The sequence below is a fragment of the Mucilaginibacter sp. GW821-FHT07G05 genome, assembly GCF_059418565.1.
This window is the reverse complement of sequence record NZ_JBWKQC010000002.1, coordinates 527,009-541,965: the sequence shown is the minus strand read 5'-3', so window position 1 is coordinate 541,965 and position 14,957 is coordinate 527,009. Positions and strand designations below refer to the sequence as shown.

General features: G+C 43.9%; 16 protein-coding genes. 4 read left to right on the top strand and 12 right to left on the bottom strand.

The features are described from left to right. Window positions 1-129 precede the first annotated feature (129 nt). Together AC07NA_RS06685 and AC07NA_RS06680 are read left to right on the top strand one after the other, a co-directional pair. Window positions 130-372 (top strand): MoaD/ThiS family protein, encoded by a 243-nt coding sequence (locus AC07NA_RS06685; protein WP_345210028.1) that lies wholly within the window; start codon window positions 130-132, stop codon window positions 370-372. A gap of 137 nt (window positions 373-509) precedes the next feature. After that, a complete protein-coding gene (locus AC07NA_RS06680) occupies window positions 510-902 on the top strand; it encodes a molybdenum cofactor biosynthesis protein MoaE (RefSeq protein ID WP_494896730.1) in 393 nt (130 codons plus the stop codon). A 141-nt stretch (window positions 903-1,043) separates the two neighbouring features. On the opposite strand, the gene AC07NA_RS06675 is transcribed toward AC07NA_RS06680, so the two are convergent. The 5 genes from AC07NA_RS06675 to moaA all read right to left on the bottom strand — a co-directional run bounded on the left by AC07NA_RS06675 (window position 1,044) and on the right by moaA (window position 6,050). Next, a complete protein-coding gene (locus tag AC07NA_RS06675; protein WP_494896728.1) occupies window positions 1,044-2,096 on the bottom strand; it encodes a ThiF family adenylyltransferase in 1,053 nt (350 codons plus the stop codon). Then, window positions 2,096-3,280, bottom strand: coding sequence for an NTP transferase domain-containing protein (locus tag AC07NA_RS06670; protein WP_494896726.1), 1,185 nt, complete (start codon window positions 3,278-3,280; stop codon window positions 2,096-2,098). Before AC07NA_RS06670 ends, AC07NA_RS06675 begins: the two co-directional genes overlap by 1 nt. Beyond that, a complete protein-coding gene (gene moaC, locus AC07NA_RS06665) occupies window positions 3,240-3,710 on the bottom strand; it encodes a cyclic pyranopterin monophosphate synthase MoaC (RefSeq protein ID WP_494896724.1) in 471 nt (156 codons plus the stop codon). The genes AC07NA_RS06670 and moaC overlap by 41 nt, the downstream gene beginning before the upstream one ends. A gap of 139 nt (window positions 3,711-3,849) precedes the next feature. Beyond that, window positions 3,850-5,055, bottom strand: coding sequence for a molybdopterin molybdotransferase MoeA (locus AC07NA_RS06660; RefSeq protein ID WP_494896722.1), 1,206 nt, complete (start codon window positions 5,053-5,055; stop codon window positions 3,850-3,852). A 5-nt stretch (window positions 5,056-5,060) separates the two neighbouring features. Then, the gene (gene moaA / locus AC07NA_RS06655) at window positions 5,061-6,050 is read right to left on the bottom strand and encodes a GTP 3',8-cyclase MoaA (protein WP_494896720.1); all 990 of its coding nucleotides are present in this window, start codon (window positions 6,048-6,050) and stop codon (window positions 5,061-5,063) included. A 219-nt stretch (window positions 6,051-6,269) separates the two neighbouring features. Between moaA and AC07NA_RS06650 the strand changes: the two genes are divergently transcribed. Then, window positions 6,270-6,797, top strand: a complete 528-nt coding sequence (locus tag AC07NA_RS06650; protein WP_494896718.1) for a hypothetical protein — start codon at window positions 6,270-6,272, stop codon at window positions 6,795-6,797. Between the two features lie 80 nt (window positions 6,798-6,877). Here the strand turns inward: AC07NA_RS06650 and AC07NA_RS06645 are convergent, their stop codons facing one another. From AC07NA_RS06645 to AC07NA_RS06615, 7 genes are all read right to left on the bottom strand, one after another. Then, complete coding sequence (locus AC07NA_RS06645) at window positions 6,878-8,050, bottom strand: aldose epimerase family protein (RefSeq protein ID WP_494896716.1); 1,173 nt, start codon at window positions 8,048-8,050, stop codon at window positions 6,878-6,880. Window positions 8,051-8,068: 18 nt separating this feature from the next. Beyond that, a complete protein-coding gene (locus AC07NA_RS06640) occupies window positions 8,069-9,145 on the bottom strand; it encodes a glycoside hydrolase family 2 TIM barrel-domain containing protein (RefSeq protein ID WP_345210036.1) in 1,077 nt (358 codons plus the stop codon). Between the two features lie 14 nt (window positions 9,146-9,159). Then, window positions 9,160-10,194: a glycoside hydrolase family 43 protein gene (locus AC07NA_RS06635; protein ID WP_494896714.1), complete on the bottom strand. Its 1,035-nt coding sequence runs from the start codon at window positions 10,192-10,194 to the stop codon at window positions 9,160-9,162. Between the two features lie 135 nt (window positions 10,195-10,329). Then, window positions 10,330-11,199 carry an HAD-IIA family hydrolase gene (locus tag AC07NA_RS06630; protein ID WP_345210038.1) on the bottom strand — a complete coding sequence of 290 codons (870 nt, stop codon included), beginning with the start codon at window positions 11,197-11,199 and terminating at the stop codon, window positions 10,330-10,332. Window positions 11,200-11,202: 3 nt separating this feature from the next. Further along, window positions 11,203-12,240, bottom strand: a complete 1,038-nt coding sequence (locus AC07NA_RS06625; RefSeq protein WP_345210039.1) for a hypothetical protein — start codon at window positions 12,238-12,240, stop codon at window positions 11,203-11,205. Window positions 12,241-12,469: 229 nt separating this feature from the next. After that, entirely contained in the window at window positions 12,470-12,868 is a 399-nt protein-coding gene (locus AC07NA_RS06620; protein WP_494896712.1) for a GxxExxY protein, read from the bottom strand. 215 nt (window positions 12,869-13,083) lie between these two features. Beyond that, window positions 13,084-14,442: a glutamine synthetase family protein gene (locus AC07NA_RS06615; RefSeq protein WP_494896710.1), complete on the bottom strand. Its 1,359-nt coding sequence runs from the start codon at window positions 14,440-14,442 to the stop codon at window positions 13,084-13,086. A gap of 90 nt (window positions 14,443-14,532) precedes the next feature. Here AC07NA_RS06615 and AC07NA_RS06610 point away from each other — a divergent pair, with 90 nt between their 5' ends. Further along, a complete protein-coding gene (locus AC07NA_RS06610; RefSeq protein WP_494896708.1) occupies window positions 14,533-14,937 on the top strand; it encodes a gamma-glutamylcyclotransferase family protein in 405 nt (134 codons plus the stop codon). Window positions 14,938-14,957: the final 20 nt, after the last annotated feature.

Sequence of the window (14,957 nt, the reverse complement as noted above, 5' to 3'; positions counted from 1 at the left end):
AATTTTTAGATATGGATAAAATAACAATTAGTTATAGCGTTTGTTATTTAGGCGGATGCACAATAATCATGTTGATTTAACATCAAATTGATTAATTTGCGCCTATCAAAAACTAAAAAACAACAGATAATGAGGGTAGACATTTTAGCGTTTGGTGTAGCTAAGGATATATTTGGCCAACCATCCATCAGTATGGAGATCACCAACGACGCTACCGTATATAATTTAAAATACCTGCTGGAAAACCAGTATCCGCGCCTGAAGCAACTATCATCATATATGATAGCCGTTAATAACGAATACGTATTACCCGGCGATACCATCCACGAACGCGACGAAATAGCCATCATCCCCCCCGTAAGCGGCGGATAGAACAGGAGCCCGATCAACCGGTTAAGCGTATTGACGATTGACCACCCACCACTAACTATACAACATTAACCATCTCCTCACAACTCACACCCCACAACTTACAACTCAATTTGTCCACCCAAATCAGTATATCGCCCTTGCCCTTAGATCCCCAGGCTTGTATTAACTGGGTGATCACTCCCGAAAGCGGCGGCATTGATGTATTTATTGGTACCGTGCGCAATGCTACCAAAGGTAAAACAGTATTAAGGCTGGAGTTTGAAGCATACGAAAGCATGGCTATCCGTGAGATGGAAAAGATAGCGCAACAAGCAATGGAGAAATGGCCGGTGCAGAAATTACTGATCCAACACCGTACGGGTGTTTTACAAGTTGGCGAAATACCGGTGATCATAGCCGTATCATGCGCGCACCGCGATGCCGCTTTTGAGGCTTGCCGCTACGTTATCGATACACTGAAACAAACTGTTCCCATCTGGAAAAAAGAAGTGTTTGAGGATGGTGAAATTTGGGTGGCTGCGCACCCGTGAAGAACTCACCCATATAAAATCTTGTCATTTCGACGAGGAACGAGGAGAAATCTTCTGCTTCGAACAAGTAGCCGACTTACATGGCGAAGAAGATCTTTCACTACGTTCAAGATGACAGGTAAGAGAAAAATATATTTCCCTTTACCCCCGCCACGCCTTTAACCCGCCTTCTAAAGAAAACGCTTTAACTTCGGGATATTTCAGCTTAAACAAGCGTACGGCTTCGGCGCTTCTTATGCCCGATGCACAGTAGAACACCTTCACGGTATCAGTATTTAACTGATCGATATTATTTTCGAGTTCGTTTAGAGGGATATGCCTGCCGCCAATATCAAACAGTTCGCGCTCGTCGGCATTGCGTACGTCTATCAATTCAACCGAGTTAGCGGCGAGTGCCTGCTTCAAATCGGCTACTGTAATTACAGGTTGCTCTATACTGATGGGTAATGCCGTAATATAAGTTTGGGTAATATTGCCAATTTTAATAATGTGGCTGCGCATGCTTTGCGCGTCAAATATCAGCACCTTACCGGTAAGCAACTCGCCGTTTTGGCTGATGTATTTGATCACCTCGTTGGCCTGCATACAACCTATAATACCGGCCAGTGTCGGGATAACCCCGCCCTCGGTACAATTTGGTATCTGTGATTCATTAACCTTCGGGAACAGATCGCGGTAGTTGGGTGTGTAGTAACCATTGCTGTTACGTACGTTCCATATAGCCACCTGCCCTTCAAACTGGTAAATAGCGCCGTACACTACCGGCTTACCTGCCAACACGGCGGCATCGTTCAATAAGTAACGGGTGGCGAAGTTATCGGTACAATCAACTACTATATCATACTCCGCGACCAATTGCAATACGTTTTCGTGGACGATCTTTTGGTTGTAGGGCACTATCGTTATCGCCGGGTTTTGCAAGCGTAACCTTTCGGCGGCTACTTCGGCTTTGTTACGGCCTACATCCGCCGGACCGAACAATACCTGCCTGTGCAGGTTGCTTACCGATACATTATCATGATCGGCAATACCCAGCGTGCCTATACCGGCCGCGGCTAAATATTGAGCGGCAGGGCAGCCAAGTCCGCCTGCGCCTACTACGAGCACTTTGGCCTGTTGTAACAAACGTTGCGAAGTTTCGCTAAAGCCCGGCAGGGCTATTTGGCAACTATATCTTTCAAAACCGGTTTCCATTATTCAGCAGCTATTTGTTGATGAAGCCGGCGTTTTATATTGTCGAGTTCATCAGGTGTATTAACATTGGTAAGGCTATCGGGGTTGGGGGCATTAAGCAAAGTAGTATCGCTGTTGATGAGCACCTTACGCGGGCACGAGTAGCCCTGCGCCAAAAAGGATAATAAAACAGGATAACTTTTAGGCTCCCAAATAGTGATCAAAGGTTCCGGAAAACCATCGAAAGCACTATTAAAGGCCGTGGCCACAGATGCCGTATTCCGGTTTGCCGACAGGTATTGCAGCGTACCATCATCCAGCAAAGGCAAATCGCTTGCCACTACCAGCCAGGCCGCATCGGGCTGCGCCCTGAATGCCGACAGTATAGCGCCATAAGGCCCTAAACCTGTAAAGGTATCTTCCAGCGTTTGATAGCCGTAAATATCATCTTTCTGTTCGCTGCGGATGGAGATGAAGATATCCTTGCAATAAGATTTCAGCATATCGGCAACATGGTAGCGCTGTTCGCGGCCATGCCATTTTACCGATCCCTTATCAAAACCCATACGCAGGCTTTGTCCACCTGCAAGGACCAGTCCGTTCAGCTTGGGTTTGGCTTCCTGCATTTGCCGCTCAAAAAAAGCGATGCTCTTGCCCGTTTCGTCTAAACTATATATAGGCAAATTTTGCCAGTAAGGAATAGCCTCCTGTATAAACTCAAAAACTTCGGTACTGTTAGCGGCCAGTAAAATCATCTTCACGTTAGTAAGCTCCGCTACACGTTTTTTTAGCGATGCCCGTTTATTTTCGTCGATAATAACAATCTGCGCCGCAGCTTTATGATGGTTACCGTTAATGAGTACTACATCGGCCTGTGCCAATTGTTGCTTCATCTCAAAACTGTTCAGCTGACCTGCAAAGTTGATCTGCCGGTAATCGATCTGATCGGTATATTCCATATTGGCACCGGCTGCAAGCCTGCCCGGCGGCAGTACAATATCATCGGTATGGGTGGTATCAATGTAAGCGCACTTGTAATTGGTTGATAGTGATTTGATCACTTCATCGGCCAATAGCTTAATCACCGTACAAGGCGCGCCAACAATAGCCCACTCGTTGCGCCCATAGTTACCGATAGACGGTTTAGCCAGCGCGGTATGTTTTTTATGCTCTTTTGAAGTCACGCTTCCCTCCTGTCTTTTCAATCAAACGGGTTTCTTTAATCACTATATCGTGGCTCATGGCCTTGCACATATCATAAATGGTGAGTGCCGCCATACTTGCGCCAACCAAGGCCTCCATTTCCACCCCGGTTTTAGCGGTGATGCTGGTCGTACAATCAATTAACACCTCCTGCTGCTCGTTTAAACTGATGCTGATATTGCAGTTATCCAAACCCAACGGGTGGCAAAGCGGTATCAGATCACCGGTTTTTTTAGCGGCCATTATACCTGCAATTATAGCTATCTGAAATACCGAACCCTTTTTAGTTTGCAATTCGCCATCGGCCAACAGCACCAATACTTCATCGGGCAACACCACCACACTACGTGCCACAGCCGTACGTAATGAAACTTTCTTTTCGCTTACATCTACCATGTTTGGGTTGCCGTTAGTATCGAGGTGGGTTAACATATTATTTTCTTTGGATTACACCGATTTGTTGTTTGGCGATTTCACCGATTTTTTTGTTGGATTACGCCGATTATACTTTTTTGATTACCCGATTCTTTTTTGATTGATTATGCTGATTCGGGATGATATTGCCTGTTTGTTATGTGATGGATGAGATGAGGTATACCCTGTAGACCTCGCCTTTTTTAAACAATGTTTTTTCGGCGGGGAGTTCCATAAAGGCATCCGCGTCGGCTAAGTTAGAGAAATCTCCTGAACCATTTCCGTTTAAGGGGATGGCTGTTACTTGCGCCTGCTCGTTCACCCGTAGTTTAACCTGCAAAAAGTATTGCAGATCGGGTTTAAACTCCAGGTCGTTATCTAACATGGCGTACACAGGTGGTTTCTCGGGCATATCCATTGAGGTATGCAGCCAAGGCAAAAAGTACCTCTGCATACACAAAAATACCGCTACCGGGTTACCGGGGAACGCGAAAACGAACGAACCGCCCTCGTGCCTGCCAAACCAAAACGGCTTGCCGGGGCGCTGCTGCACTTTATGAAAAAGCTGCTCTACCTCTAAATTTTTTAATACCTGCGGAATGTAGTCAAACTTACCCATTGATATGCCGCCGGTTAAAATAATGGCATCGTACGCGTGCAGGCATTGCTGTAAGTGGTCGGTTATCTTCTCCACATCATCGGGTACATGCAGTACATCGGCATTTACTCCCTGCAACTTCAAAGCCGCCTGTACAGTAAAACTGTTCGACTGCCTTACCTGGTATTCAGTAGGTGTTTTATCTACCGGCACCAACTCATCGCCCGATGAAATAACTACCACACGCGGTGTTTTCTTCACCCTTACTTCGGTTTCGCCAACAGAGGTGATCAAACTGATCACCGCCGGACTGATCACCTGGCCGGGTATCGCTACAACATCACCTTCTTTCCTGTCGGCACCCTTATAATGGATACTTCCGCCCTGCGCAATATTGTCGGTTAAAATGGTAGCAATACCATCCTTTATCTCGATGTCTTCATAGCGTATCACCGTATCCAGCGTTGCCGGTAAGGCGGCGCCGGTCATCACCTCAATACATTCGTCCGGAGCTTCTGTATCCACGGGTTCATCACCCGCGGCCTGGGTGGCCTTTATCCTGAACGATCTCATCCCGCTTGCGAATGCCTGGTAACTCACCGCTATACCATCCACAGTAATGCGGTTGTAAGGCGGCAGGTCGCGGTCGGTTTTAATGGTTTCGGCAAGTATACGGCCCGCGGCCTGGTTAAAGAGCACTATCTCTTTACCAAAATCGCCTTTGTTATCCTGTATTATTTCTTCAGCTTCTGCAACTGTTATCATAAGTATTAGCCTCCTATTGTGGCCATTGATTCGTGAACACCTGTTTTTTCTATTCGCGACCGCTCAGCTTCGTAGCCATCCTGCGGTCTGTGGTTAAAGGCATTGGTCAACACCTTTTCCAGTTCTTCATTTGTTATGCCCTTACGCATCACATCCCTAATATTAAGCACGCCATCATCATACAAACAATTCTTCAACGTGCCCTGCGGAGTGATACGAATACGGTTACACGTGCCGCAAAAAGTGCGCGAGTAAGCTGCTATGATACCCACATCGCCTTTGTGGCCGGGTACATGATAATTGTATGATGTTGAATGTGCCGGATCGATCAATTTTTTAATATCCGGAAACCCATCCCTGATCTCTTCCAGTATCCGCAGATGATCCCAGGGCAAACCCGTATAAATATGGCTGTCGCCGTTAAACGGCATTTCTTCAATAAAACGCACACTCACCGGCAACTCCTTCGTCAGTTCAACCATCGGGATAATGTCCTGCGTGTTTTGACCGGCCATTACCACCGCGTTTATCTTTACTTCTATATCGTGCTTTAACAACTGGTGTAGGGTATTCATCACCATATCAAATTCATCCCTGCGGGTAATGGCGAAAAACCGGCCGGCATCCAAAGTATCTAAACTTAAATTTACCGACCTCACCCCTATCCTTTTCAACTCCGGAATGTAAGGCGCGGTAAGTACCCCATTGGTGGTAATACTCAACTCGTCCAACCCATCCAATTTTGAAAGCGCGGTAAGCAGTTGCATAATATCCTTGCGTACAAAAGGTTCGCCGCCGGTAATACGGATCTTTTGAATCCCCATTTTTACCAGCAGGCTGCTTAAGCGCAGCATTTCTTCGTAGCTCATCAATTCGGTACGCGAAAGCCAATCCAAACCATGCTCGGGCATGCAGTAAAAACAGCGCAGGTTACACCTGTCTGTCACCGCGAGGCGAAGGTAATTTATTGGCCGACCGTGATTATCTGTTAGCAATGGGTATCCGTTTAAACGCTTTGTGTAAAAGTACAAAATACTGCCTTAGTAATTATTTTAAGGCCGTGTTTGTTTGTAAGGATTACGTATTTTTAACAAATAAGGCCATATTTTCAATTTCTATGGTTATTAAAAAAATTAAACATAGCGTGTTACAATAACATAACTCATTGATATATTTATCATAACATTATTTGCAATACCCAACAAAACCTTATCATGAAGAAAAGATTCCTTTTAATACATTGCTTTATTATTATCAGTTGCATTTGCAAAGCGCAGCAATTTCCGCAGGACACCCACACAGAGAAGGATGTCAAAATTTTATGGATCATTAATTCTGATGATAAACCTTCTGCTATTACGTTAAATGCGTTGGTAGATCCAAAAGCACGTGAGTATATTAAAATTTTACATGGAGATCAATACTGGGGATTGAGCAAATATCTAAAAGTAGATATAATAGCCGTTATAAAACTGAAGCCTAAAAGCCGCTTATTTACTTTAGCTGATATTTTCCGGATATGCAGCATTCCTGAGGCGTACCAAAAAGCGACAATTATGCTTAATGATGAGGTTCTGAATCTACCTGAAACGCTATTGGCCTCCCCAAACCAAATAACCTCGGTTCAAATGATAAAGAACAGCAAGGGTCTTTTCACAAATCTTATAACTATAGACTACCCCGAAGTTAAAAGTATGAGGGATAGAAAAAAGAAGGGAGAAATTTTCATAGGCAAAAAATAGCTTTAATCTATCTATCAAAATCCCATAAAAAAAGCGGATGGTTATAATGCCATCCGCTTTTTTTAATTTAAAACCCTTCATTACTTAACAAAGAATTTGTAAGTAGTGCTGGTTTTATAAGTTTCACCCGGTTTTAATACCGTGGTTGGGAATTGCGGTTGGTTAGGTGAATCAGGGAAGTGCTGAGTTTCTAACGCAAAGGCAGTACGCAGATCATCCTTTTTACCAAATTTAAGCGTGTTTTTGCTTTGCATAAAGTTACCGCTATAAAACTGCAAGCCCGGCTCTTCGGTGTAAACTTCCATAGTGATACCACTTAAATCGCCGGTGATAGCTGCAACCGGTTTGGTGGCATCGTGCTTGTTCAACACGTAGTTATGATCGTAACCTTTACCGTTTTTCAATTGCTCGTTATCAGTTTCAATACGTGCGCCAATTTCGGTTGATTTGTTAAAGTCGAACGGGGTACCGGCAACTTTTTCAATTTTACCTGTCGGGATCAAAGTTGAATCAACCGGGGTATAACCATCAGCATTGATGTATAAAGTATGTTTCAAAATCTCGCTGCTGCCTGAACCATTAAGGTTGTAGAAAGCGTGATTGGTTAAGTTAACCACTGTAGTTTTATCGGTACTAGCTTCGTAGCTTATTTTAACCGCGTTATCATCAGTTAACTGGTAAGTTACCTTCACTTTCAGGTTGCCAGGGAAACCTTCTTCCATATCTTTTGAAAGATAGGTAAGCTCTAAAGTAGTTGAATCTACTTGTTTACCATCCCAAACTACATCCTGGTAACCTTTTTTACCACCGTGCAGCGTATTAACACCATTGTTGGTGAACAGGGTATATTGCTTACCTTCTAAAGTAAATTTACCTTTAGCTATACGGTTACCATAACGACCGATGGTAGCACCAAAGTAAGGCTCAGTTGAGTTTTTGAAACCCTCAACGCTGTCAAAACCTACTATAACGTCGGTAAGTTTACCGTTTTTGTCGGGTATTAAAAGGCTAACTATACGGCCGCCATAATTGGTGATGGCAGCTTCGGCCCCTTTGCTGTTCTTTAATACGTACAGGTGAGTTTCTTTGCCATCTATTGTTTTTTCGAATGCAGATGCCGCTGGCAGGGCGGCAGCAGATGTTGAATCAGTCATATCAGAATTTTCTTTTTTTTTGCCGGATTGATCACAAGCCGATAGCATAATGGCCGGTATGATCACAGCCGACAAGCCTTTGATTAATTTGTTTCTCATAACTTTAAATCAGGTTTATTATTTGTTGTTTAGTTTCTTTATCAGGTCAACTTCTTCCTGGCTAAATACCTCGCCGTTTTTCCTGAACACATCATGAAACCAAACTTTAGGTTCGGCTCCGTCAGGCATTGGGGTATCCCAGGCGTACATGGTATTGGTTTTACCGGCAACAAGTCCCCAGTTAATAGCGCCAACATTTTCCTCTTTAAGCAAAGGCGCAGTATTGGCAAAGGTACTGTTACGGGTACGGGCCATATATTCGGTACAAATCAGCGGGCGACCGTGCGATTTCAGCATTTTTACCACGCGTTTGTGCCAGTCTGGTGCTTCGTAATCGTGGTAAGTGATCACATCCGAATTGATGGCCTGTAAAGCGTTCAGGTCTGATGCATCCCATGTCCATAGACCGGCGCTGATAGGTTGTGACGGGTTAACCGCGCGTGCCCAGGTAAATACCTGTTTCAGCAGATCGAAAGATTTATTGCCTTTATTAGAGTTACCTGGCTCGTTGTACAAATCCCATAACAGGATGCGTTTGTCGTTTTTAAACGTGTTAAGCACATCGGTTACGTATTTTTGCAATGCAGGGTAGTCTGCGGGTTTGGTTTCGATATTGGCAGGATCCTGTACCCAGCCAGAATTATGCGTTCCGGTTTTTGGCTCCGGTTGTTTACCCGCTTTAGGCGTAGCGTTCCAGCAATCATCAAAAAATACAAAAATGGTTTGTATGTGGTGCTTATCGGCAATGGTAAGGTAATCGCCCACACGTTTTTTAAATCCCTGCGGATCTTCTTTCCAGGCGATGCTGTGCAAGAACACGCGCATGGTGTTAAAGCCAATCCCTTCGGCCCAGCCCAGTTCACGATCAATAGTGGTAGGATCAAAAGTATCGGCCTGCCACATTTCTAACTGGTTAATGGCACTGCTTGGTATAAAGTTGGCACCATTGATCCATTTGTGTTGCGCATACCAGGTGTTGGCTTTTTCTATAGACCACCTTTTACCCGGTGCTACATCTTCTACTTTTTGCGCCCAAAGCGACGTTGTTGATACCAGTAAGGCACCCGCGATGGTTAGTTTTTTTAATAGGTTCATATAAATTTGATGTGTTATTTACTCTTTTTAGTACCCGATGGAAGCGCCAGTGCTGTACCCAACTTTACAGGCGTTCCAAAATTTGGGCTGCCATCTTTATTCCAGGTGAACTTTTGCGCCCTTGGCGATCTTTTGTTACCGCAGCCATCACCGGCATTAGCGTTGGCATGGTATAAGATCCAGTCTTCCTTACCATCCGGCGATTTAAAGAAGGAGTTGTGCCCCGGCGCATAAACGCCATTTTTTGGTGATTGCTGAAACACCGGTTCTGCCGATTTTCTCCATGAGGCTACGTCCAACAGGTTACTTTTGCTTGACGCGGTAAGCATACCCAGGGCATAAAAATCTGTCCAGCAGCCGCTGGCCGAGTAGATCAGGTAAAGCTTATCGCCGTGTGCCAGTATCTCGGGGCCTTCGTTCACCAAAACGCCTATACCGCTGTTAGTTTCCCATTTGTACGTTGGCGATGATAGTTTAACACGTTTGCTGCTGATTGTCCATGGGTTGCTCATTTCGGCTATGTAAATGTTTTGCATACCGTTTTTATCGCCTTCCCAGCCCGACCATATCATATAGAGTTTCCCTTTGTTTTCAAAAACAGAACCATCAATGGCCCATTTATTGGTATCGTCGGCCACTTTGCCTTTAAACGTCCATTCGCCTTTCATTGGGTCGGGAGATGGATTTTCGACCACGTACATGCGGTGATGATTGTTATCGCCATCATCGGCAGCAAAATACATATACCATTTCCCCCGGATGAAGTGCAACTCGGGAGCCCAAAGTTCTTTAGAATATTCTTTACCGGTTGGCGGTACCCATATTACTTTTTTCTCTGCCGATTTAAGGTCGGTCAGGTCTTTTGTTTTCCAGATAACCAGGTTACCACCTGTAGAGTTGGTGTAATAGTAATAGCCATCCTTGTAAATATTCCACGGATCAGGCCCTGCGGGTAACAAGGGATTAGTGAACGTATTTGAGGGTGCATTTTGTGCAAAACCAAAAGAAGATAGCAATACAAGAAAGAGGAAAACGGTAGTTTTTTTCATATCAGGCTAAATCGGGTAGTGCAAATATATATTATTCGGGCAAAAACAAATGTAAATCATACATTTAATTTATATATAGTCGCCTAATTTTTTGCTACCGCCGCGGCCTGCATGTAAATTGCTAAAACGGATTTGCTAAAATCCGAAGCCATCCGTCTCAACTACAGCGTTTTCGCAAATGTAGGTAGGTACTATGCCTGTAGCATGTATGCTCGATTCAGCATCGCCCGGCAGCGTATTGCCCGATAATACCAGCACGGTATCTAACCCGAATTTGTTGCCGCCTATAATATCGGTAAACAGGGTATCCCCCACCATTACTATATTCTTTTTGTTGATCGGCCTGCGTTCGCGAATCAGATCGTACGCGAACATGAACATCTGCGAATCGGGTTTACCAAAGCGGATAAACTCTTTACCCACTATACTCTCCACCATGTTGGCAATACTGCCAACGGCTATTGATATGTCATTTTTTGACAGCGGGTAAGCATAATCGGTATTGGCCACAATAGCCGGAATGGTGCGTTTACGCAGCAGGTTAACGGTTTTATTGATATCTTCAAACCAGTCGAAGCCCTCATCATCCATAAACACCAGCGCGTTCACTTTATCAATATTGGTGCTGTTCACCTCGCTTACAGGCAGGGTTTGCCTGCCCTCCGCGTCAATATAATGTGCCGACTCGGGCGTACCCAGGTAGGCAACAATACCGCCGTTAACTTTAAGGTCGAGGTACTCTTTGGTAAGCATCCCCGAAGACACAATACGTTCCGGATCGATAATGTTTAAACCATATTTATGATACGACTGCGCCAATTGCAGCGGACTGCGCGAGGCATCATTAGTTACTATGTAGTACTCTTTGCCCTGCTGTTCCAGGTATTCAAACGTTTTTTCAATACCCGGCAACAAACCTTTGTAGGTTTTAAGTACACCAAAGGCATCAAAAAAAACTATCTCGTAACGATCTATTATGGATTTAAAATTATCTATCCGCTTCATTTATTATTTTAGTTTTAGGGCGCTTATTATCTTTTCGGCATCAAAATCCCTGTCAACAGATGGCAGGTAAATATCAAAGGCTTCGGCTTGCAGCTTTTTGGCATATTGCTCATGGAAGAAGTGTTTACCATCTTTTATTACATAGTTCAATATAAAAAAGCGGTAGCTTTCTTTCAAAAACCTTATCTCATCCGCTTTTAGCGGGTTCACTTTATGGTACTCTTTCAGGAAGAGGATAAACCTGTCTTCCATCATGGTATCAATTACGTAGCTAAACACGGTGCGGTCGCCAATGGATGATACCACGCGGCTGAAAAAGTAAAAATCCAATATCCGGTAACTCATCCGGAACCAATCATAATCCCAGCGCGAATACAGTTCCAGATCGGGCGTTACCGAAAAATTGCCGATGTTCCAGTCGATAAATACGGGGATGATCTCGAACGAGTTCAGGTTATATTTCGACCTGTTTTTCAGGAACATTTCACACTGGTATTTCAGGTAATCGGCCTGCATGCGCGAGCCAAACTGCTTCTCGTTGGTCGCCAGCTGATCGAGCAATATATTGATATCGGTACGTAATGTTTTAGATGATTTGGGCAGTACGTTCTTTACCCTTGAACAGGCTTTATGAAACTTACCGACCTGCTGACCCAGCTTGCGGATATGTTTTTCTTCCAGCTGGCGCGGCAACCTGTCGAGTATGCGGGTTGGGTTGTAGAACACCACCCAGGCGTCGGTTTTGCCCTGCTTGTAACGGTAAATATATACCCTGTTGTTTTTTAACAGCGATTTGGCAAGCAGGTTCTCGAACGGATAAAGCAGGTTGTTTGATAAGGAGTGAATAAGGCGGTGGTCTTCTTTAAAATGCTCGTACTTACCAAAGTACGATAGCTTGGCGATGATGATATCGTCGTCATCAAAGGTGATACGGTAAACATGATTGGTTGAAACCCTCGCGCTGATATCTTCTATAGTACGAATGGTTTTCGAAGCGTCATATCCCTCCCAGGCCTTCTTAATAATAATTGAATAGTCCATTTAGAATTTATAATAGATTGCAAAGGAAAGCATTTTATTTAGTTTGATAGGTGGAGGGATAAGCACATTTTTAAAACCGCTGAGATAACGGAGTTTTACGCGGAGGACGGGGAGTTTGAATAATTAGAGTTTTTTGAGGTCTTGAGTTTGAGTGATATTTTTTTACCGCTGAGGTAGCGGAGGTTTACGCAGAAGACGGGGAGTTTGAATAATTAGAGTTTTATGGAGTTTATTGAGGTTTTGGGCTTTCTTTATAATTATTTACTACACGTTTTATTCCATCTCTTAAAAGGGTGACATTAAAATTCATCAGGTAGCCCAAGTTGTATCCACCCAATTTCATGTAAGTTAACACCTGTGCCATGTGCACATCACTAATAGCCTCAACACTTTTAGTTTCTATCACTATTTTATTTTCAACTAACAGATCTATTCTGTAACCTACATCAAGCTTAACCTCTTCATATATCAGTGGCATAGGTTTTTCCTTTTCAACATAGAAGCCGGCTTTAACCAATTTATAAAACAAACATTCTTTATATGCACTCTCCAACAATCCGGGACCTAACGCTTTATGTACCTCAATTGCAATACCTATAATATTACTTGTTAATTCACTATCTCCCATAATTTCATTCACGTAATATAACTTCCATTTAAATGTACCTCCCAAAACTCCATTCTCGAAAAATTGCCCTCATATAAAACTCCCCGCCCTCCGCGAAAACCTCTGCTACCTCAGCGGTAAAAAAACACCATGCAAACTCCATTCCTCAAAAATCACTCTCATATAAAACTCCCCGTCCTCCGCGTAAACCTCCGCTACCTCAGCGGTAAAACAACTTATATCACCTCAAAATACCTCTTCAACTCCCAATCGCTTACGCTTTTGGCAAATTGGCGATATTCCCATAGGCGGGTGTTGGTAAAGTGGTCTACAAAGCCGGCACCGAAGAGTTCCTGGGCTACAGGCGAAGTTTTCATGGCGATGGATGCATCAAAGAGGTTGCTGTGCAGTTTGCCGTTGCGGGTATCCTGGTAACCATTGCCCTCGGTTGCAGGTATATTTAACGGAAGCTTATTTTTGATACCATATAAACCCGATGCCAGCGAGGCCGCTATGGCAAGGTATGGGTTAGTATCCGATCCCGGGATGCGGGTTTCGAGGCGGGTATATTTTTCGTTTGCGTTAAGGATACGGATAGCCGTGGTACGGTTATCAATACCCCAGGTAATAGTGGTGGGTGCCCAGGCACCTTCAACCAGTCGTTTGTAGCTATTGATGGTTGGGGCGTACATTGGCAATAAATGCGGAAAACAATATAGCTGACCTGCCAGGTAATGCTTCAGCAAATCGCTCATATTATGCTCATCTTCAGGATTATAAAAGAGGTTATTCTTTTTCTCTTTATCCCATAAGCTTTGGTGAATGTGGCCGCTGCATCCGGGAAGATCAGCGTTCCATTTAGCCATAAAGGTGGCGGTGATGCCGTGTTTGCTGGCAATTTCTTTAACCGCGGTTTTAAACAAAACGGCTTTATCGGCGGCAGCCAAAGTTTCATCGTGAATTATGGCGGCTTCATATACTCCCGGACCGGTTTCGGTATGCAAACCTTCTATCGGGATATTGAATTGCGTAAGCAGATCGAACAAATCATTATAAAACGCGCTCTGCTGCGAGGTACGTAATATAGAATAACCAAACATGCCCGGCGTTAGCGGCTCAAGATTGGTAAAGTTTTTATCTTGCAGACTTTGCGGTGTTTCTTTAAAATTGAACCATTCAAATTCCTGCGCGAACTCGGCGTGGAAGCCCATCTCGCTACATTGCTTAACAATATGTTTCAGCAAACTCCGCGGACAAGCAGGCAGATCATTGCCATCGGGCTTGCTAAAATCGGCCAGAAAGAACGGGATATTATCCTGCCACGGTATGTTGCGCAGTGTTGACAGATCAATACGGCAATCTTTATCGGGGTAACCGCTGTGCCAGCCGGTCAGTTTTACATTATCATAAGCGGCATCGTTTACATCCCAGCCAAAAACAACATCGCAAAAACCGTAACCATCCTGCAAACCTTCGGTAAACTTCTTAGGGTGGATCATTTTTCCGCGTAAAACGCCATCAATATCAGCGAAAGCGAATTTTATTTTTTGGATGTTATTTTCCTTAATATAAGTAAGGATCTGGTCTGTATTCATATAGTGTAAAGGTATATGCCCGGTTTAATTTAAGCAAGATAATTGTAAACGCGATGCAATAGTAATAAATTGTGGCTTCAAATCATGCTGATGCCGATAGCCACTCCATTTTTGTTTGTATACGGAACTTTGCTGTTAAGCGATAACGAATTTGGAAGATATCTTAAAAATAACTGCACATTTTTTAGCCACGGCAGTTTCAAAGGTAAATTATTTGATATCGGAGAATACCCGGGAGCCATCATTGATCAATCCGGAGAACATTATGTACACGGCAGCATTTATAAACTGCATAATGCCGATAAAGTATTGAAAATTTTAGATGAATACGAAGGCGTAGGCGAAAACGAGATACAACCCAATTTATATACCCGGGAAATATTGGAGGTAGATACAACTGACGGCAGCTACCCGTCCTGGGTATACCTATACAATTGGCCACTGGAAGGTAAGGTATTTATTGAGCGTGGAGATTATTTGAAGCATAAATTTTAGGGACTCACCCTGTCTTTGGC